This window comes from Achromobacter sp. 1011811831, assembly GCF_059760905.1.
Genome location: NZ_JCBANG010000075.1, coordinates 13,889 through 33,435 on the forward strand (window position 1 = coordinate 13,889; position 19,547 = coordinate 33,435).

Below are 19,547 nucleotides of genomic sequence, written 5' to 3' on the forward strand. Positions count from 1 at the left end.
TCGCAGAACGCCGCTCAAGGAGACATGCATGGCCATCCAGACCCGTCGGCAGTCGCTGACGCAAGCGCGCCTGCTGTTCAACCAGCAAGGCGCCGTGCCCGGCGGCATGGTCGCCGAGCCGATCCTGCGTTCGTGGCGGCGCTGCGCCGACCTGGGTTTCGACATGCGCGGCCTGCGCCCCGCCGAACCGCTGACCCAGGCCGAGCTGCGCGAGGCCCGCGAGCGCAACGAGGCGCTGCGCCGCATGTCCGATCCGGCCATGGCCGAGCTGCGCAAGCGCGCGCACGGACAGGGCGGCCTGGTGATCCTGTCCGATTCGCGCGGCCTGGTGCTGGACTGCGGCGGCGACATGGATTTCGCCCAGCGCGCCTCGCGCATCGCCCTGATGCCCGGCTCTCCCTGGGACGAGGCGGCGGCCGGCACCAATGCCATCGGCACGGCGCTGGTCGAGGGCCGTTCCATCGTCGTGCACGGGGCCGAGCACTATTTCGAGCCCAACCGCATCCTGACCTGCGCGGCGGTGCCGGTGTGCGACAGCCAGGGACGGATCCTGGGCGTGCTGGACCTGTCCAGCCAGGCGGGCGGCATCCGGCCGGATGCGCTGGCCCTGGTGCGTGCCGCCGTGGACCAGATCGAACACCGCCTGTTCGCGCAGGCGCACGAGCGCGACACCGTGTTGCGCCTGCATGCCGATCCGGCCGGGCTGGGGGCGCCGGGCGAGGCGCTGCTGGCGTTCCGGGGCGACCTCCTGGTCGGGGCCAACCGGCTGGCGCTGCGGGCGCTGGCGTTCTCGGCCACGGCGCTGGGCGTGTATCGCCATGAAGACCTGTTCGAAGACGCGCTGGCGCACGCGCCCGATGCCACGGGCCGGGTGCAGGCGCGCAACGGGGCCGTCTATCACGCGCGGCTGAGCCTGCCGCCGTCGCCCGCGCCGCGCGCCTTGCCGGCGCCGGAACGCGGCCAGCCGCGAGCCGTCGCGCCCGCGCCGGCCGCCGTCAGCCTGGACGCGGCGGCGCTGGACGCGCTGGGCCGCGCGGTGCACCTGATGGATGCCGGCGTCTCGATCCTGTTGCAGGGTGAAACCGGCGCGGGCAAGGAAGTGTTCGCGCGCCAGATGCATGCGCGCAGCGGGCGCGCCGCCGGGCCGTTCGTGGCCGTGAACTGCGCGGCCCTGCCCGAAAGCCTGATCGAATCCGAACTCTTCGGCTATGAAGACGGGGCCTTCACCGGCGCCCGCCGCCAGGGCAGCAAGGGGCTGCTGCGGCAGGCGCATGGCGGCGTGCTGTTCCTGGACGAGATCGGCGACATGCCGCTGGCGCTGCAGTCGCGACTGTTGCGCGTGCTGCAGGAGCGCGAGGTGTCGCCGCTGGGCGCGGCGCGCCCGGTGCCGGTGGATTTCGCGCTGCTGTGCGCCACGCATCGCCCGCTGGCGCACGAGGGCGCGGACGCGCCGGTGCGGCCGGACTTGTATTTCCGCATTGCCGAATACACGGTGACGCTGGGGCCGCTGCGCGAGCGGGCGGACCTGCGCGAGCTGCTGCGCATGCTATGGAACGCGCAAGGCGCGGCGACGGCGTTGCCGCCCGCGGTCGAGCAGGCGCTGGCCAGCTACGCCTGGCCGGGCAATTACCGGCAGCTGGCCTCGGTGCTGCGCACGTTGCGCGTGCTGGCCGGCCCGTCGGGCGTGGCCAGCCTGTCGATGTTGCCGGAGGAGATCCAGCGCGGGGGCGCCAGCAATGCGGCGCGGCATGCGTCACCTCAGCCCGAGGCGTCGCCGCCCAGCCTGCAGGCGCTGGCCGACGCCGCCATCCGCGAGGCGCTGGCCGCGCATGGCGGCAATGTCAGCCGCGCGGCGCGTACGCTGGGCGTGCACCGCAGCACGCTGTACCGGCGCGTGGCGGCGCTGGAAGCGGCCCGGGCCGAACGGCCGTAGGCCGCCCGGGACCGGGCCCGCAGCAGATCAGACAGTCAGGGGATCAGCGGATCAGCCGCGCCAGTTCGGCGCCCGGGTCGGGCGCGCGCATGAAGGCTTCGCCCACCAGGAAGGCGTCGACCTTGTGCTGGCGCATCAGCTGCACGTCCTCGGGCTTGAGAATACCGCTTTCGGTCACGACGCGCTTGCCCGCGGGAATCAGGGGCAGCAGGTCCAGCGTGTTCGACAGGCTGGTCTCGAAGGTGCGCAGATTGCGGTTGTTGATGCCCAGCAGCGGCGTCTTCATCGTCAGCGCGACTTCAAGTTCCTTGGCGTCGTGCACTTCCACCAGCACGTCCATGCCCAGTTCCATCGCCAGCGTTTCCATCTCGCGCAGCTGGCCGGGGCTGAGCGCGGCCACGATCAGCAGCACGCAGTCGGCGCCCATGGCGCGGGCCGAGATGATCTGGTAGGGATCGATCACGAAGTCCTTGCGCAGCACCGGCAGCGAGCAGGCCGCGCGGGCCTGGCGCAGGTGGTCGTGCGAGCCCTGGAAGAACTGCACGTCGGTCAGCACCGACAGGCAGGCCGCGCCGTGCACGGCGTACGTGGCGGCGATCTCGGCCGGGCTGAATGTTTCGCGCAGCACGCCCTTGGACGGCGAGGCCTTCTTGATTTCGGCGATCACGCCGGGCTTGCCTTGCGAGATCTTGTCTTCGATGGACTGCGCGAAGCCGCGCACGTCCTGCCGGGCCTGGGCCTCGCGCAGGACTTCGGCTTCGCTGCGCATCTGGCGTGCGGCTGCGACTTCCTCGGCCTTGACGGCGAGAATTTTCGCGAGAATGTCATTCATTTCATTGATCCATGATGCAGGTGCAATACCGGCAATAACTGAAACCCAGGCCGTGCAAGAGGGATGCCGCGGAGCCGGCTTTGCCGGTCCGCAGGCATGCCCCCTTGAGGGGGAAGCGCGTAGCGCTTCGGGGGTGGGCCTGTGTCATTTTTGGAATTTCCGGGTGTATGCGCAGAATTCTTCTAGCTTGGCGCGTGCGGCGCCGGTGGCGATCATTTCGAATGCTAGCGCCAAGGCTTCGGGAATGGAACCGGCTTTGTTACCGGCATAGATGGCCAGACCCGCGTTGAGCGCGACGATATCACGGGCGGCACCCTCGGCATTGTCCAGCGCCTCGATGACAAGCGCACGCGATTCCTCGCGATTGGATACCTTGATGCTGCGGTTCGACATCATGGACAGGCCGTAGTCCTCGGGGTGGATCTCATATTCCGAGACTTTCCCGTCCTTGAGTTCGCCCACCAGCGTGGCTGCGCCCAGCGAGGCTTCGTCCATGCCGTCCTTGCCATGCACCACCAGCACGTGGCGCGAGCCCAGGCGCTCCAGCACGCGCACCTGGATGCCGACCAGGTCGGCGTGGAACACGCCCATCAGCTGGTTGGCGGCGCCGGCCGGGTTGGTCAGCGGGCCCAGGATGTTGAAGATGGTGCGCACGGCCAGTTCCTTGCGCACGGCGGCCACGTTCTTCATGGCGCCGTGGTGGGCGGGCGCGAACATGAAGCCGATGCCGGTGGCCTGGATGCACTCGGCCACCTGCTCGGGCGACAGCGTCAGGTTGGCGCCCAGCGCTTCCAGCACATCGGCGCTGCCGCTGGAGGAGGAGGCGCTGCGGTTGCCGTGCTTGGCGATGGGCACGCCGGCGGCCGCGGCCACGAACATGGACGTGGTGGAGATGTTGAAGGTGTGGCTGCCGTCGCCGCCGGTGCCGCACATGTCGAGCAGGTCGGCCGGATTGGGCGTGACCACGGGCGTAGCGAATTCGCGCATGACCTGCGCGGCGGCGGTGATCTCGCCGATGGTTTCCTTCTTGACGCGCAGGCCCATCAGCAGGGCGCTGGCGATCTGCGGCGACATCTCGCCGCGCATCAGCATGCGCATGAGATGCAGCATCTCGTCATGGAAGATTTCGCGGTGTTCGATACAGCGCGTGAGCGCTTCTGCGGCGGAAATGGTCACGATGCGTCCTTCTTCAGGCGAGGTTCAGGAAATTGCGCAGCAGCGCGTGGCCGTGCTCGCTGAGCACGGACTCGGGATGGAACTGCACGCCGTACAGCGGCAGGGTCTTGTGGCGCACGCCCATGATGTCGCCGTCGGGAGCGGTGGCCGTGACGGCCAGGCAGTCGGGCAGCGTGGCCGGGTCTATGGTCAGCGAGTTGTAGCGGATCACCGTGTAGGGCGTGGGCAGGCCGGCGAAGATGTCGGTGCCGGTGTGCGAGATGCGGACGGTCTTGCCGTGCATGATCTGCTGGGCGCGCACGATGTCGCCGCCGAAGGCCGCGCCGATCGCCTGATGGCCCAGGCACACGCCCAGGATGGGCTTCTTGCCGGCGTAGGCCTGGATCACGGGCACCGAGATGCCGGCCTCGGCCGGCGAGCAGGGGCCCGGCGACACGCAGATGCGGTCGGGGTTGAGCGCGGCGATTTCCTCCAGCGTGATCTGGTCGTTGCGCGCGACGCGCACGTCCTCGCCCAGTTCGCCGAAGTACTGCACCAGGTTGTAGGTAAACGAATCGTAGTTGTCGATCATCAGCAGCATGTTCTTCTCTCCTGTGGAGCCGGGGCCGGCTCCGCTGGTCGTATCGGTTGTCGGGGCGCTCAGATGGGTTCGTCCAGGCCGTGCTGCACTTGCTCGGCCGCGCGCAGCACGGCGCGGGCCTTGGCTTCGGTCTCGGCCCATTCGGCTTCGGGATTGGAGTCGGCGACGATGCCGGCGGCGGCCTGCACGTACAGCGTGCCATCCTTGATCACGCCGGTGCGGATGGCGATGGCCACGTCCATCTCGCCGCCATAGCTCAGGTAGCCGGCCGCGCCGCCGTAGATGCCGCGACGTACCGGCTCCAGCTCGTCGATGAGCTTCATGGCCTCGACCTTGGGCGCGCCGGTCAGCGTGCCGGCGGGGAAAGAGGCGCGCAGCACGTCCATGCTGCTCATGCCGGGATTGAGGGTGCCCGTGACGTTGGACACCAGGTGCATCACATGCGAGTAGCGCTCGATCACCATGGTGTCGCTGACCTTGACCGAGCCCACCTCGGCCACGCGGCCGACGTCATTGCGCGCCAGGTCGATCAGCATGACGTGCTCGGCCACTTCCTTGGGATCGGCCTTCAGTTCCGCCGCCAGCGCCGCGTCCTCTTCCGGCGTGGCGCCGCGCTTGCGGGTGCCGGCCAGCGGGCGGATGGTGATCTGCGACTTCGGCTCGCCGTTGTCGACGATGCGCTCCTGGCGCACCAGGATCTCGGGCGAGGCGCCCACGACCTGGAAGTCGCCGAAGTTCCAGAAATACATGTAGGGGGAGGGATTGAGGGACCGCAGGGCGCGGTAGAGGGAGAGCGGCGAATCGCGGAAGGGCTTGGCGATGACCTGGCCGACCTGGACCTGCATCAGATCGCCGGCGGCGATGTGTTCCTTGGCGCGGTGCACGGCCGCCAGATAGTCTTCCTTCTTGAAATCGCGCCGTTCCTCGGTCTGCATGCTGGCGTGGCTGTACGGGATTTCCACCGGGCGTCGCAGCCGCGCGCGCAGGTCGTGCAGGCGCTGCTGGGCGCGGCTGTAGGACTCGGGCTGGGCCGGGTCGGCGTAGACCATCAGGTAGATGCGGCCGGCCAGGTTGTCGACGATGACCAGCTCGTCCACGTGCATCAGCATCAGGTCAGGCGTGCCGCCTTCCATGCCGGCCGGGAAGGGCTTGACCGCCGGGCCCAGGCAGGGCTCGATGTGGCGCACCGTGTCGTAGCCGAAATAGCCCGCCAGGCCGCCGCAGAAGCGCGGCATGCCGGGGCGCAGCGCGACCTTGAAGCGCGCCTGGTATTGCTCGATGAAGGCCAGCGGGTCGCCGTCATGGGTTTCGGTGACCTTGCCGTCGTGCAGCACCTCGGTGCGCGTGCCGCTGGCGCGGATCACGGTGCGCGCCGGCAGGCCGATGAACGAATATCGGCCGAAGCGCTCGCCGCCCACCACCGATTCCATCAGGCAGGTCATGCGGCCGGCCTGGGGGCCGGCGTGGGCCAGCTTCAGGTAGATGCCCAGCGGCGTGTCCAGGTCTGCATAGGTCTCGGCCACCAGCGGGATGCGGTTGTAGCCTTGGGCGGCGAGGGCTTTGAATTCGATTTCGGTCATGTCGGGTCTCGTCGGCGATGGTTTGCGGGGGTGTCGCGGTTTTCGCGGGTTTTCGCGGGTTTTCGCATTCGGGACCGGGCGCGCAACAAAAAAGCCCGGTCCAGGTTACTGGTTCCGGGCTTGGCGCTGTGCTTGCACAGTGTCGGCGCTAGGCGGCTAAGTCGCGTCTAGGGCCGGGAAGGGAATCATCGCCACCCGGAAGACAAACGCCACCAGCGCCACGAGGCGCCGAGCATTTGGTTCTGGATGGAAACGTTCATGAGTTGTGCGAGCGTTCTTGCGTTGTGCAGGGTTTTGCGTTGTCGATCAGGCTTGCGGCCCGGCGATGCCATGGTGGATTTCAGCTGCGTCCCTGTTTTGATTCCAGAGCGCGACCCACTGGGCGGCGTCGACAAGCGTGTCAACTATACCATCGACATCCAGCTCGCGCACGTCACGGCCTTCGTTGTAGCCGTAAGGCACCACCAGCACCTGGGTGCCGGCATTGCGTCCGGCCTGGGCGTCGTTGATGGAATCGCCGATGGTCACGGCCTCGCGCGGGGCCACGCCCAGCAGTTCGCAGGCGTGCAGCACCTGGTCGGGATCGGGCTTGCGCCGCGCGCAGGTGTCGCCGCAGACCACGGCGTCGAAAAAGCCCGCCAGGCCGGCGCGCTGCAAGAGCGGCACGGTGAATTCGGTGGGCTTGTTGGTCACCACCGCCAGCTTCAGCCCCTGGTCTCGCAGGTGCTTCAGGCCTTCGATCACGCCGGGGTAGACCGTGGCCTTCTCGCCGTTCACCTCGTGGTAGTGGCGGTGGAAGATCTCGCGGGCATGGGCGAAGGCGTCGGCGTCCGGTTCGGCCGCATCCAGGCTGCCCGCCAGGCTGCGGCGCACCAGATTGTCCACGCCCTTGCCGACGAAGGTGGCCACCACGTCCTCGCGCAGCGGCGCCATGCCCAGCTCCACGCGCATGGCGTTGGCGGCCCAGGCCAGGTCGGGGATCGAGTCCAGCAGGGTGCCGTCCAGGTCCAGCAGCGCGGCGCGGAATGCGGTCATGGCAATGCTCCGGGGGCTCAGGCGGACAGGCTCTCGCCCAGCGCGATCTGCTCGCGCATGGACTTGATGATGCCGGGGTAGTCGGGCTTGCCGAAGATGGCCGAGCCGGCCACGAAGGTGTCGGCGCCGGCGCGGCGGATCTCGGCGATGTTGTCGATCTTGACCCCGCCGTCGACCTGCAGCGCTATCGGCTGGCCGCCGGCCTGGGTCCAGGCGTCGATGCGGGCGCGCGCCTCGCGCAGCTTGGCCAGGGTGCCGGGAATGAAGCTCTGGCCGCCGAAGCCGGGGTTCACCGACATGAGCAGCACTAGGTCGATCTGGTCCATCACATGGTCCATCAGCGACAGCGGCGTGGCCGGGTTGAACACCAGGCCGGCCTTGCAGCCGTGCTCGCGGATCAGCGACAGCGTGCGGTGCACGTGGCGGCTGGCGTCCGGGTGGAAGCTGATGTAGTCGGCGCCGGCCTTGGCGAACATGGGCACCAGCTCGTCCACCGGCTCGACCATGAGGTGCACGTCGATGGGCACCGTCACGTGCGGGCGGATCGCCGCACAGACCATCGGGCCGATGGTCAGGTTGGGCACGTAGTGGTTGTCCATCACGTCGAAGTGGATCCAGTCGGCGCCGGCGGCGACGACGTCGCGTACTTCCTCGCCCAGGCGGGCGAAGTCGGCGGACAGGATGCTGGGAGTGATGCGGGTGGCGTTCGACATGGCGTTCGGGGTGCGGGAGGGCATAATGTGCCATTATTGCAGTTTGGGGCGCGATGTCGGGAAAAGCCCTTGCGGCGGCGTCCGTCCGCGGTTGTCCGACAAGCGCGCCGCCAGTTCGTCCTGGAACGCCCTGGCGTGGCGCCAGGCGCAGCCCCGGGTGCATCATCCCCACACAGGGAAGGACTGTGAAACCTTACGACCTCAGCGTCTCTGTCTCTCCGCGCTTCGTTCCCGAACAGTCCGATCCGGGCGAGCACCAGTTCGTGTTCGCCTACACCGTCCGCATCACCAACACCGGCGAACACCCGGCCCAGGTGATCAGCCGCCACTGGATCATCACCGACGGCAACCAGCGCGTGCAGGAAGTGCGCGGGCTGGGCGTGGTCGGGCAGCAGCCCCTGCTGGCGCCCGGCGAGACCTTCGAATACACCAGCGGCTGCCCGCTGCCCACCCCGGTGGGCACGATGCGCGGCACCTATCATTGCGTCGGCGAGAACGGGATCCCGTTCGAAGTGCCGATTTCCGAATTCGTCCTGGCGATGCCGCGTACCTTGCACTGACGCCGCGAGGCGACTGTTTTTTCTGGCCCATGAAGCGCATTCTCTGTCTGTCCGTGCTGTCGGCGCTGCTCGCCGCGTGCACCACCACCTCCGAAATCCCCCCTGAATCGGGCGCCGGCCCAGGCATATCGGCCCCCGCGGCCGAAGGCCCGCTGCGCGTGCCGTCGCTGTCGGCGCTGGCGGACACGCCGCCGCGCGCGCTGGGCGGCAAGCTCAAGCCCGCGTCCTGGGCCGAGATGCCGGGCTGGAGCAACGACGACCTGTCACAGTTCTGGCCGTTGTTCATCCGCAACTGCCGCGGGCTGATGCGGCCCACCAGCGGCAACCTGGCCGCGCCGGCCCGCGCCACGCCGCGCGCCTGGCAGCCGGTCTGCGCGGCGGCGGCCGATCCGGCGCGCGCGCCGGCGGCGGGCGATGGCGAGGGCGTGCGCCGCTTCCTGCAAACCTATCTGCAGCCCTGGCGGCTGAACGCCGCCGACGGCAAGCCGGCCACGAACACCGTCACCGGCTACTACGAGCCGCTGGTGCGCGGTTCGCGGCGCCAGGGCGGCGTTTACCAATGGCCGCTGTACACGGTGCCGGCGGACCTGCTGACCATCGACCTGGGTTCGGTGTATCCGGAACTGGCCGGCAAGCGCGTGCGCGGCAAGCTCGACGGCAAGCGCGTCGTGCCCTACGACACCCGCGCCGCCATCGAGGCCTCGGGCCGCCGTCCGCCCGTGCTGGTGTGGGTGGATGACCCGGTGGACAACTTCTTCCTGCAGGTGCAGGGCTCGGGCCGCGTGTTGTTGACCGACGGCCCCGATTCGGGCAAGACCATCCGCGTGGCCTACGCCGATCACAACGGCCAGCCCTATGCGTCCATCGGCCGCTGGCTGATCGACCGCGGCGAGCTGTCGGCCGACCAGGCCTCCATGCAGAACATCCGCGCCTGGGCGCAGCGCAACCCGAAGCGCGTGCCGGAAATGCTCAATGCCAATCCCGCCGTGGTGTTCTTCCGCGAGGAAGCCGTGGTCGATCCGGAGCAGGGCCCCAAGGGCGCCTACGGCATCGCCCTGGCGCCGCAGCGTTCGGTGGCGGTGGACGCCGGTTTCGTGCCGCTGGGCACGCCGGTGTTCCTGGCCACCACGTATCCCGCGTCCGACCGGCCGTTGCAGCGGCTGGTGTTCGCCCAGGACACCGGCACCGCCATCCGCGGCGCGGCGCGGGCCGACTTCTATTGGGGCTACGGCGAGGAAGCCGGGCAGCAGGCGGGCCGCATGAAGCAGCGCGGCCAGATGTGGCTGCTGTGGCCCAAGCAGGCAGGGGAGCCCAGCGCGCGATGACCCATCAGATCGTAGTCTGCGGGGCCGGCATCGTCGGCCTGTCCACCGCCCTGGCCTTGGCCCGGCGCGGGCAGCGCGTGGCCGTGCTGGCCCCGCGCGCCTCGGTGCCGGCGGCCGAAGCCGCCCACTACCACCCGCGCGTGTACGCGATTTCCCCGGCCAGCCAGCGGTTCCTGGCCGGCCTGGGCGTCTGGGACGCCATGCCCGCCGCCCGGCTGACGCCGGTGCAGGCCATGGAGATCCACGGCGACGCCGACGGCGAGGTCAATCTCAACGCCTGGCAGGCGGCGTTGCCGCAGCTGGCCTGGATCGTCGAATCGGGCGAGATCGAGCGCGTGCTGATCCAGGCCGTGCGCCTGTTCGGCATTCCCTGGATCGAGGACCGCTGCGCGGGCTACGCCGACGGCGAGATCCAGACGGAGAACGGCGCCCGCATCCGCGCCGAGCTGTTCGTGGGCGCCGACGGCGCGGCCTCCCCGCTGCGCGAGGCTGCCGGCCTCAAGCACGAGGCGGTGCCGTACAAGGACACCGGACTGGTGGTGCACCTGGACGCCGAGCGGCCGCACCAGGGCACCGCCGTCCAGTGGTTCCGCGACGACGGCGTGCTGGCGCTGCTGCCGCTGCCGGACACGTCCGACGGCGCGCAGGTGTCGATGGTCTGGTCCATGCGCGAAGAGGCTGCCGCGCGGCTGCTGGCCTTGCCGCAGGACGAGCAGGCCGCCGCGCTCGAAGGACTGCTGGCGCACGCGGCCGAAGGCCGGCTGGGCCGGCTGAAGGTGCGCAGCAAGCTGCATGGCTTTCCGCTGACGCTGGAACGCGCGCAGATGGTGGCGCCGGGCATCGCGCTGGCGGGCGACGCCGCGCACCGCCTGCATCCGCTGGCAGGCCAGGGACTGAACCTGGGCCTGGGCGATGTCGAGGCGCTGGTCGAGGCCGTGGCCGGCCGCGAACCCTACCGCCAGGCGGGCGACCTGCGGGTGCTGCACCGCTACCAGCGCGCCCGCGCCGAGCCGGTGCTGGCCATGCGCCTGGCCACCGATGGCCTGCACAAGCTGTTCGCCGCGCGCGCCACGCCGCTGGCCTGGCTGCGCAACGCCGGCATGCGCTGGGTCGAGCATGCGCCGATGATCAAGCGACATCTGATCGCGGGCGCGTCGAAGAACTAGCTTGCCTGCGAGGGGCGCGCCCGCGGCCGTCGGCCGCTACGCGGTCGGGACGGGGCCGGCCCGATTGAAAATGGGGTCGGACTGACGGACGGGTGGAACCTCGCCATCCCGTCCCGGTCTGATGGCTCTACGGGCGCTGCGCCCATGCGCGGATCGGTTACCCTTTCCGCCAAGAAATCGACATATCTGCACAGGAGTCCCAATGAATTTCCGAGTTTCGGCCGCGTTGGCGGCTTGTTTCCTGGCCGTGGGCGGCCTGGGCCTGTCGGCCCCGGTCCTGGCCAAGGAAGACAAGTCCGTGTCCACCGTCACCACCGGCCAGGCCGGCAAGGGCGACAAGGTGGTGTCCACGACCCAGGTGGCGCCCGCGGACCCCGTGGCCGACGCCGTGAAGGAACGCTTCCGCCAGCGCTTTTCCGGCATGGACGTGACCGCCGTGCGGCGCACGCCCTATGGCCTGTTCGAAGTGCAGCTGGGCATGGACCTGATCTACACCGATGAAAAGGTGACCTGGGTCATGGAAGGACCGTTGATCGACGCCATGACGCGCCGCGACGTGACCCGCGAATCCCAGGAAAAGCTCAGCGCCGTGACCTTCGACCAGCTGCCGCTGGACCTGGCGATCAAGCAGGTCAAGGGCGACGGCTCGCGCAAGGTCGCCATCTTCGAGGATCCGAACTGCGGCTACTGCAAGCAGCTGCGCAAGACCATGGAGTCGGTGGACAACGTGACGGTCTACACCTTCCTGTACCCGATCCTGTCGCCCGATTCCAAGATCAAGGTGCGTGACGTCTGGTGCGCCAAGGATCCGGGCAAGACCTGGGACGACTGGATGCTGCGCGGCCAGAAGCCGGCCGCCGCCGAATGCGACGTGCCCGAGGCCAAGCTGCTGGCGCTGGGCCAGCGCCTGATGGTGCGCGGCACGCCGACGCTGTTCTTCGCCGACGGCTCCCGAATCAGCGGCGCGCTGCCGCTGGACCAGCTGAAAGAACGCCTGAACTGATCCGCCCCGCCCGCGCCGGCCGGGGGCTGGCGCGGGCCAGCCCTCCCGGAGACGAGCTTGAAAATCGCAATCCTCGACGATTACCACGACGTGGCGCGGCGCTATGCGGACTGGACCTCGCTGGGCGGGGATTCCGAAGTCCGCATCTTCAACAGCTACATTCCCGATAGCCAGGTCGAGGCCGAACTGGCCGAATTCGACGTGATCGTCGCCATGCGCGAACGCACGCCGTTCCCGGCGGACCGCATCCAGGCCCTGGCCAAGCTGCGGCTGCTGATCACCACCGGCATGCGCAACAACGCCATCGACATGGCGGCCTGCAAGGCGCGCGGCGTCGTCGTCTGCGGCGCGCCGGGAGACGCGCTGGCGGCCACCGCCACGGCAGAGCTGGCCTGGGCGCACATCCTGGGCCTGTTCAAGCACTTGCCCGCCGAGGACGCGGCCATGCGCCGAGGCATGTGGCAGACCGCCATGCCCGAGCCGCTGGCCGGCCGGCGCCTGGGCGTGGTCGGCCTGGGCAAGCTGGGCGCCGCCGTGGCCAGGGTCGGGCTGGCCTTCGGCATGGACGTGGTGGCCTGGAGTCCCAACCTGAACGACGAGCGCGCCCGCGAGGCCGGCGTGACGCGGGTCGACAAGCATGAGCTGTTCGCCACGTCGGACGTGGTCAGCCTGCATCTGGTGCTGTCGGACCGCACGCGCAACGTGGTCGACGCGGCCGCGCTGGCCGCCATGAAGCCCACGGCCTACCTGGTCAACACCTCGCGCGCCGGCCTGGTGGACCAGGCCGCGCTGATGGACGCGCTGGTGAAGTTCCGCCTGGCCGGCGCGGGGCTGGACGTGTATCCCGACGAACCCCTGTCGCCGACCGATCCGGTGCGCGACCTGGACAACGTCATCCTGACGCCGCACCTGGGCTACGTCAGCCGCGAGAATTTCGAAGCCTTCTATCGCAACGCGCTGGAAGCGGTGCGGGCCTGGCAGGCGGGCGCGCCGGTGCGCGTGCTGAACGCCTGACATGGCAGGGCGCCGCGCGCCATTGCGTGGCGCGGCAAGGCAAAAGGGGCTGCATGCGCAGCCCCTGTTTCATGTCCGCCGGCGCATCAGCTGCGGGAAAAGACGATCTTCTGTTCGGCAATGGCGCCGGGTTCCGCGGCTTGCGGCGTATCGCCGCAAGACGTGTCGGCCTCGTCCTCCGGATCCACCGCGTCGAACGCGGTATCGCCATTGGCATCGGGCACGCCCGTGGGCTTGAGCCCCGCGAAGTCGAACAGATCGCGGTCCATCAGGTGCGAGGGCACCACGCGCGACAGCGCGTTGAACACGTTCCACGAGCGGCCCGGATGCTTGCGGTCCCATTCCTGGATCATCCGGCCCACTTCCTTGCGCTTCAGGTTCTCCTGCGAGCCGCACAGGTTGCACGGGATGATGGGGAACTGCTTGAGCTCGGCGTAGGCGATCAGGTCGCTTTCCGGCACGTAGGCCAGCGGCCGGATCACCGTGTGGCGGCCGTCGTCCGAGACCAGCTTGGGCGGCATGCCCTTGGTCTTGCCGCCGTAGAACAGGTTCAGGAAGAAGGTGCCCAGGATGTCGTCGCGATGGTGGCCCAGCGCGATCTTGGTCGCGCCCAGCTCGCTGGCCACGCGGTACAGGATGCCCCGGCGCAGCCGCGAACAGAGCGAGCACATGGTCTTGCCCTCTTCCAGCACGCGCGTGACGATGGAATACGTGTCCTGCGTCTCGATGTGGAAGGGCACGCCCAGCTCGGTCAGGTAGCGCGGCAGGATGTCGGCGGGAAAGCCCGGCTGCTTCTGGTCCAGGTTGACCGCGATCACCTCGAAGGGAAAGGGCGCGCGCTTCTTCAGCTGCAGCAGGATGTCGAGCAGGGCGTAGGAGTCCTTGCCGCCCGACAGGCAGACCATGACCTTGTCGCCGGACTCGATCATGTTGTAGTCGGAGAGGGCGCGGGTGGTCTCGCGCGCCAGGCGCTTGGAGAGCTTGTTGCCTTCCAGGCGGGCCTTGTCGTGGCGGCGGGACACCGCGGGCTGGTCCGTTTCGGCGGGGGCGGCCAGCGGCTCGGGGGTGGCGATGGAATTCATGTTCAACGCGAGATCTGGGTTTCCACGCCCACGGCGGCACAGTCCGAGAACGCCATGGGCTTGCTGATGCGCAGGCGCAGCGAGCGCACTTCCTGGAAGTCGGCCAGCAGGCGCGCGGCGACCTGTTCCACCAGGGTTTCGATCAGGTTCACATGCGCCTGCGTGCATTCCTCGACGATGGCCTCGCGCAGGCGGCGGTAGTCCAGCACGCTGTGGATATCGTGGTCGTCGACCGAGCGCGTGATGTCCACGTCGAACTCGGCGTCGACATGCAGGGGCTGGGTGGCGCGGCGCTCGTGCTCGAGGATGCCGATGCGGGCGTCGAGGGCGAGCCCGGTGAGGATGATGCGGCGTGTGGGCATGATGAAAACCAGGAAGGGATGCGGGAATTGTAGCGGCGGCGCGGGCGGGGCCGCCGCGCTGGCTACAATCCATGCATGGCCCGGCGCTGTCAGGATGCGGCGCGGGCGATCAAGGGACGCAATGCAACAAGTTTACGATTCCGTCATTGTAGGCGGCGGGCCGGCGGGCGCCTCCTGCGCGCTGTGGCTGGCCCGGCTGGGCCTGTCGCCGCTGCTGGTCGAGGCCAGCGAGCGGCTGGGCGGGCTGGGCAACGACAATCCCTTCGCCGACGACTGGATCGCGGTGCTGCCGGGCGTGACCGGCCAGCAGGTCGCCGCCAACATCGACGCCAGCGTGCGCGCCGCCGGCGTGCCGCTGCGCCTGTCGACCCGGACCACGGACGTGCGCCCCTGCAAGGGCGGCATCGAGGCCACGCTGGCCGGCCCCGGGGGCGAAACCACGCGCGTGCGCGGCCGCACCCTGGTGATCGCCTCGGGCGTGCGCGCCAAGGGCCTGCCTGACCATCCGCCGGGCGCGTCCTGGCCCGGCGTGCTGATCGGCCCCGGCTCGCCCATCGTGGCGCAGGATTATTCCGGGCTGTCGGTGGCGGTGCTGGGCGGCGGCGACAACGCCTTCGAGAACTATGTCTACGTGCGCAACCGCGGCGCGCGCGCCGTGCACCTGTATGCCCGCAGCGTGCGCGCGCAGCAGCAATGGGTGCAGCGCGCCGGCCGCGAGGGCGTGCGCATCGGCCCCTACCAGGTCGATCCCGCCGCGCGCAGCGTGGACGGCCGCCAGTACGACCTGATTCTGGTGTTCTACGGTTGGGAGCCGCAGGCGGGTTTCGCCGACGACCTGCGCCTGGCCCGCGACGAGCGCGGCTACATCCGCACCGACTTCGCCACGGCCGAGACCAGCGTGCCCGACATCTACGCCATTGGCGAGGTGGCGCACCGCATGCATCCCTGCGTGGTGACGTCCATGGCCGATGGCGTGGTGGCGGCCAAGGCCATCCAGCGGCGCTGGGAGCGCGCCGGGGAATGAGCGGACGGCGTTGAGCGGCCTGGTAGTTTGGTTAATAGTAATTATTCTCAAATAACTGCCGCGTTCCGCTCCGGCTTTCCGCCATGTCCGCAATCCGCGCCGCCCAGGCGGCGTCCGGCGATACCGCCGACCATCACCGCATCGACGCCAGCCTGTGCCTGGACGGCGGCTACGCCGTGCAGGCCGGCGCCTTCCGCCACGGCACCACGCGCTGGCGCGAGGAAGACCTGCATCCCGGCCTGAAGATCATCCTGCTCGACGGGCAGGCGCGCAGCCGCGTCGAGGACCGGCCGGCCTGGCAGATGCGCGGCCCCAGCCTGTGCCTGGCCTGGAATCCCGGCGGCGCGCGTGGCGCGGATGCGTTCGAGGCGGGCGTCGCGCAGCGCTATGCGATGGTGCGCCTGCCGGCCTCGGCGCTGTGGCAGGAGCTGGGCGTCGATCCCGATTGCCTGGCCCGGCTGGACCCGGCCGCGGGTTCCGGCGCCGCCGTCTGGCATGGCGCGGCCAGCCGGGAGGCGCGCCGTATCGCCGACCAGCTGCGGGTCTGCCGCTATGAAGGGCCGGCGCGCGGGCTGTACCTGGCGGCCAAGGGCCTGGAGCTGGCCGCCGTGGCGCTGGCGCAGGCGGGCGGCTGCGATCAGGCTGCGCCCGCCTCGGCGGCGCGGGAACAGGACGCCGTGCACGAGGCCCGGCGCCGGCTGTTGGCCGATCTGCGGCAAGCGCCGTCGGCGCTCGAGCTGGCGCGCGAACTGGGCCTGAATACGCGCAAGCTGGACCTGGCGTTCAAGCAGGCCTTCGGCCTGAGCATGGCGCGCTGCCTGCAGGAAGAGCGGCTGCTGCGCGGTCGTGAGCTGATCCTGAGCGGCGGTCTCAGCGTGTCCGAAGCGGCCTGGCATGTGGGCTATGCGCCGGCGCATTTTTCCGTGGCGTTCCGGCGGCGGTTCGGCCTCAGTCCCAGCGCCTTGCGCTAGCCGCTGGCGGCATCCAAGGGCCGCGTATCCTGGCTTGACGGCGGCGCCACGGGCCTGCCCGTGAATCTGCCCGTAAACCTGCCCGTCAAAAAGCGAAAGCCTGCGTCCGGAATTCGAAAGCCTTTCCGATTGCCGCTGCCCGCCACGTTGAAGATGATTATCAATCTTATTTCAACGAGCGGGAAACAGAGGGAATGTCGGGCATCAAGACAGGCGTGACGGGCAGCGGCCGCGATCGCGCGCACAAGAGGCAGGGAGCGGCTTGGCGAAGCCTGGCCGTGGTCCTGGGCATGACGGCGGGCGCCGCGGGGGCGCAGCAAACCCGGCCAGGGGAAACGGGAGCGGCGGCCACGCTGGCGCCGGTGACGGTGCAGGGCGACGGCGTGGGCGTGACCGAGGGCAGCGGCTCGTACACCGCGCCCAGCGTCGGCGTCGGCGGCAAGCTGCCGCTGTCGCTGCGCGAGATTCCGCAATCGGTCTCGGTGATCACGCGCCAGCGCATCGAGGACCAGAACATGAGCTCGCTGGAAGACGCCATGGCGCAGACGCCGGGCATCACCATCGACCTCGCGGCCACGGCGGCGATTCCGCAGTTCTATTCACGCGGCTTCCAGATCGAGTACTTCCAGTACGACGGCGTGCCCATGCAGACGGGCGGCGCGTCGTGGGCGCAGCCCGACCTGTTCATGTACGACCACGTCGAGCTGCTGCGGGGCGCGGCCGGCCTGTTCAACGGCGCGGGCCAGCCCGGCGGCGTGATCAACCTGGTGCGCAAGCGGCCCGGCCGCGCGTTCCAGTTCTCGGGCTCGGCCAGCGCCGGATCCTGGGACAACTATCGCGGCGAGCTGGACCTGTCCTCGCCGCTGAACGCGTCGGGTTCGGTGCGTGGCCGCATCGCCACGGCGCAGGAGGACCGCAAGTATTTCTACGACGTCGCCAATTCGCAGAAGCAGGCCTACTACGGCATCGTCGAGGCCGACCTGGGCGCGGACACGCTTCTGACCGTGGGCGGCAGCTACCAGCGGCGCGACTGGCTGCCCTACATGATGCACATGCCGCGCTACCGCGACGGCGGCGATCTGGGCCTGACCCGAGGCACCTATCTGGGCGCGGCCTGGAACCGCTGGGACTTCGAGAACACGCAGCTGTTCGCAGAACTGTCGCATCGGCTGTCGGACGACTGGACCGTCAAGTTCAACGTCAACCAGGCCGAGGAAACCAGCAAGCTCAAGTACGCCTATGTGCGCGGCGCGGTCGATCGGGCGACGGGCCTGGGGCCGCGCCTGTATGGCGGCGGCAACCAGTACCGCAATCAGCAGCTGGGCCTGGACCTGATGGTGTCGGGCGCCTTCGAGGCGCTGGGCCGGCGTCACGAGCTGGTGCTGGGCGGCAACTGGTACGACCGCAGCGCGCGGTCCTATAACGCCTATGCCTTGCCGGGCTTTCCGGCGCGCGGCGTTGACGTGTTCGACTACCACGTGCGTGATTATCCCGAGCCGGCCGACCCGGAATGGGGCAGCAAGAACGACGTGAAGACGCGTCAGGCCGGCATCTACGCGATGACGCGGCTCAAGCTGGCCGATCCGCTGACGCTGGTGCTGGGCTCGCGCATGAGCTGGTGGCGCTCGCAGAGCCGCAACCTGGTCAGCGGACGCAGCGATCCTGCCGTCAGCGAGCATGGCCGCATGACGCCCTATGCCGGGCTGGTCTACGACATCGATCCGAACTGGACCGCCTACGCCAGCTATGCCGACATCTTCCGCGTGCAGAGCGACCTGCGCACGGCGGACGGCGGATCCCTGCCGCCGGTGGTCGGCGCCAACTACGAGGCCGGCGTGAAGAGCGAATGGCTGGATGGCAGGCTGAACGCCTCGCTGGCGCTGTTCCGCATCATCGAGCGCAATCGCGCGCAGCGCGATCCGGACTATCCGGAGGTGGGCGACTGCTGCTACGCGGCCAGCGGTGAAGTGCGCAGCCAGGGCATCGAGACCGAGATCTCGGGCCGGCTGGCGCCGGGCTGGGAAGTGGCCGGCGGCTACACCTTCAACACCACCCGGTACCTGAAGGACCGCGCCAACGGCGGCGCGCCGTTCCGCACCTTCACGCCCCGGCACATCTTCCAGCTGTGGACAACGTATCAGCTGCCCGGCTCATGGAACCGCTGGAGCGTGGGCGGAGGCGTCAACGTCAAGAGCGGCATCTATACGGAAAGCGCGGCGCAGGGACCGGTGCGCGGCAGCGCCACGCGCGTCTCGCAAGGCGGCTACGCGGTGTGGAACGCGCGCATCGGCTACCGCGTCGACGAGCACATCTCGCTGGCGCTGAACGTCAATAACCTGTTCGACAAGGTCTATTACCAGCGCCTGGGCAACGCCGACATGGGCAATGCCTACGGCGAGCCGCGCAGCTTCATGCTGAACATGCGCGTCAAGTATTGAGTCATCGACAAGGAGTCATCATGCAAGCCATCTCTTTGCGCGCGCTGGCCGCGCGCGGCATCGTCGCGGCGGTCCTGGGCGCCGCGCTGTGCGCGGGGGCGTCCGCGCAATCTCCTGTCGCGCGGGCGGCGCCGGCGCAATCACAACCTGGCGCGTCGCCGCTCGCGGCCGGCGAATATCGCTGGACCCTGGACGATGGCAACGGTGAGCCGCCATATGTGCTGCGGCTTTACGCGCAGCCCCTGCCCAGCGGCGATGTCGCGCTGACCGGCAGTCTGCTGCTGGACGACGCGGAGCTGGGCGCGCACGGTTCCGCGCGCCTGCGAGACGGCAAGCTGGTGCTGGACCTGACCGCCAGCGGCGGCGTGATGCAGGCGCCGCTCGACGAAGGCAAGCGCGCGCTGTATCCGCAAGGCAAGGCGCCGGCGCGCGTCGATTCGGCGGGCTTCGCGACGATGCGCGCGGTGCTGGATCCGGCCACGCTGGACGGCGCGGCGCAGCGCTACCAGACCAATGTGGTCACGGGGCATCGCGTGCAGGGACCGATGTACGCGAACAGCGTGATGCGCCGCAAACCCTGAGCCGGCGCGGCTCGCGCGGGCGGTGGCATGCTAAGGGAAAATACGCATGGCATGGCGCCGTCCGCTTCTTCAGAATGCATTCCAGACGCAAGATCGTCTCCGAATTCACGCCGACTGCCAGTGTTGCCAGTCAGGCGTAGGGCAAAAAGGCCCGAGCCGGTATATCCGGCTC

The 19,547-nt window shown here is 69.3% G+C and carries 18 protein-coding genes; 10 read left to right on the forward strand and 8 right to left on the reverse strand.

All coding sequences use genetic code 11. From position 1 onward, the window contains the following. Positions 1-28 precede the first annotated feature (28 nt). Positions 29-1,933 (forward strand): sigma-54-dependent Fis family transcriptional regulator, encoded by a 1,905-nt coding sequence (locus AC6LJ9_RS23275; RefSeq protein WP_498149392.1) that lies wholly within the window; start codon positions 29-31, stop codon positions 1,931-1,933. Between the two features lie 43 nt (positions 1,934-1,976). On the opposite strand, the gene trpC is transcribed toward AC6LJ9_RS23275, so the two are convergent. The 6 genes from trpC to rpe all read right to left on the reverse strand — a co-directional run bounded on the left by trpC (position 1,977) and on the right by rpe (position 7,873). Next, positions 1,977-2,765 (reverse strand): indole-3-glycerol phosphate synthase TrpC, encoded by a 789-nt coding sequence (gene trpC, locus AC6LJ9_RS23280; RefSeq protein ID WP_212313725.1) that lies wholly within the window; start codon positions 2,763-2,765, stop codon positions 1,977-1,979. A gap of 144 nt (positions 2,766-2,909) precedes the next feature. Continuing rightward, positions 2,910-3,941 carry an anthranilate phosphoribosyltransferase gene (gene trpD, locus AC6LJ9_RS23285; RefSeq protein ID WP_103272138.1) on the reverse strand — a complete coding sequence of 344 codons (1,032 nt, stop codon included), beginning with the start codon at positions 3,939-3,941 and terminating at the stop codon, positions 2,910-2,912. A gap of 13 nt (positions 3,942-3,954) precedes the next feature. Further along, entirely contained in the window at positions 3,955-4,521 is a 567-nt protein-coding gene (locus tag AC6LJ9_RS23290) for an aminodeoxychorismate/anthranilate synthase component II (RefSeq protein ID WP_212313727.1), read from the reverse strand. Between the two features lie 59 nt (positions 4,522-4,580). Next, entirely contained in the window at positions 4,581-6,101 is a 1,521-nt protein-coding gene (trpE, locus tag AC6LJ9_RS23295; protein WP_498149393.1) for an anthranilate synthase component I, read from the reverse strand. A gap of 306 nt (positions 6,102-6,407) precedes the next feature. Beyond that, entirely contained in the window at positions 6,408-7,136 is a 729-nt protein-coding gene (locus AC6LJ9_RS23300) for a phosphoglycolate phosphatase (protein ID WP_498149394.1), read from the reverse strand. 17 nt (positions 7,137-7,153) lie between these two features. Further along, positions 7,154-7,873 carry a ribulose-phosphate 3-epimerase gene (gene rpe / locus AC6LJ9_RS23305; protein WP_498149395.1) on the reverse strand — a complete coding sequence of 240 codons (720 nt, stop codon included), beginning with the start codon at positions 7,871-7,873 and terminating at the stop codon, positions 7,154-7,156. Between the two features lie 161 nt (positions 7,874-8,034). Here rpe and apaG point away from each other — a divergent pair, with 161 nt between their 5' ends. The 5 genes from apaG (at position 8,035) to AC6LJ9_RS23330 (ending at position 12,917) form a co-directional block, all read left to right on the forward strand. Next, entirely contained in the window at positions 8,035-8,409 is a 375-nt protein-coding gene (gene apaG, locus AC6LJ9_RS23310) for a Co2+/Mg2+ efflux facilitator ApaG/CorD (protein WP_103272143.1), read from the forward strand. Between the two features lie 29 nt (positions 8,410-8,438). Continuing rightward, entirely contained in the window at positions 8,439-9,734 is a 1,296-nt protein-coding gene (gene mltA / locus AC6LJ9_RS23315; RefSeq protein WP_498149396.1) for a murein transglycosylase A, read from the forward strand. Continuing rightward, on the forward strand, positions 9,731-10,900 hold the full coding sequence (locus AC6LJ9_RS23320; RefSeq protein WP_498149397.1) for a UbiH/UbiF family hydroxylase: 1,170 nt from the start codon (positions 9,731-9,733) through the stop codon (positions 10,898-10,900). Before mltA ends, AC6LJ9_RS23320 begins: the two co-directional genes overlap by 4 nt. A gap of 202 nt (positions 10,901-11,102) precedes the next feature. Next, positions 11,103-11,903, forward strand: coding sequence for a DsbC family protein (locus tag AC6LJ9_RS23325; RefSeq protein ID WP_212313736.1), 801 nt, complete (start codon positions 11,103-11,105; stop codon positions 11,901-11,903). Positions 11,904-11,960: 57 nt separating this feature from the next. Then, the gene (locus AC6LJ9_RS23330) at positions 11,961-12,917 is read left to right on the forward strand and encodes a D-2-hydroxyacid dehydrogenase family protein (RefSeq protein WP_498149398.1); all 957 of its coding nucleotides are present in this window, start codon (positions 11,961-11,963) and stop codon (positions 12,915-12,917) included. An 86-nt stretch (positions 12,918-13,003) separates the two neighbouring features. On the opposite strand, the gene ttcA is transcribed toward AC6LJ9_RS23330, so the two are convergent. Next, entirely contained in the window at positions 13,004-13,999 is a 996-nt protein-coding gene (gene ttcA, locus AC6LJ9_RS23335; protein ID WP_249204905.1) for a tRNA 2-thiocytidine(32) synthetase TtcA, read from the reverse strand. Between the two features lie 2 nt (positions 14,000-14,001). Further along, complete coding sequence (gene folB / locus AC6LJ9_RS23340; protein WP_212313740.1) at positions 14,002-14,361, reverse strand: dihydroneopterin aldolase; 360 nt, start codon at positions 14,359-14,361, stop codon at positions 14,002-14,004. 121 nt (positions 14,362-14,482) lie between these two features. Here folB and AC6LJ9_RS23345 point away from each other — a divergent pair, with 121 nt between their 5' ends. From AC6LJ9_RS23345 to AC6LJ9_RS23360, 4 genes are all read left to right on the forward strand, one after another. Beyond that, the gene (locus tag AC6LJ9_RS23345; RefSeq protein WP_103272149.1) at positions 14,483-15,385 is read left to right on the forward strand and encodes an NAD(P)/FAD-dependent oxidoreductase; all 903 of its coding nucleotides are present in this window, start codon (positions 14,483-14,485) and stop codon (positions 15,383-15,385) included. Between the two features lie 83 nt (positions 15,386-15,468). Next, entirely contained in the window at positions 15,469-16,356 is an 888-nt protein-coding gene (locus AC6LJ9_RS23350) for a helix-turn-helix domain-containing protein (protein ID WP_498149399.1), read from the forward strand. Positions 16,357-16,550: 194 nt separating this feature from the next. Then, on the forward strand, positions 16,551-18,794 hold the full coding sequence (locus AC6LJ9_RS23355; protein WP_498149400.1) for a TonB-dependent siderophore receptor: 2,244 nt from the start codon (positions 16,551-16,553) through the stop codon (positions 18,792-18,794). A gap of 20 nt (positions 18,795-18,814) precedes the next feature. Then, positions 18,815-19,375 carry a hypothetical protein gene (locus tag AC6LJ9_RS23360; RefSeq protein WP_498149401.1) on the forward strand — a complete coding sequence of 187 codons (561 nt, stop codon included), beginning with the start codon at positions 18,815-18,817 and terminating at the stop codon, positions 19,373-19,375. The last annotated feature ends 172 nt before the right edge of the window (positions 19,376-19,547 follow it).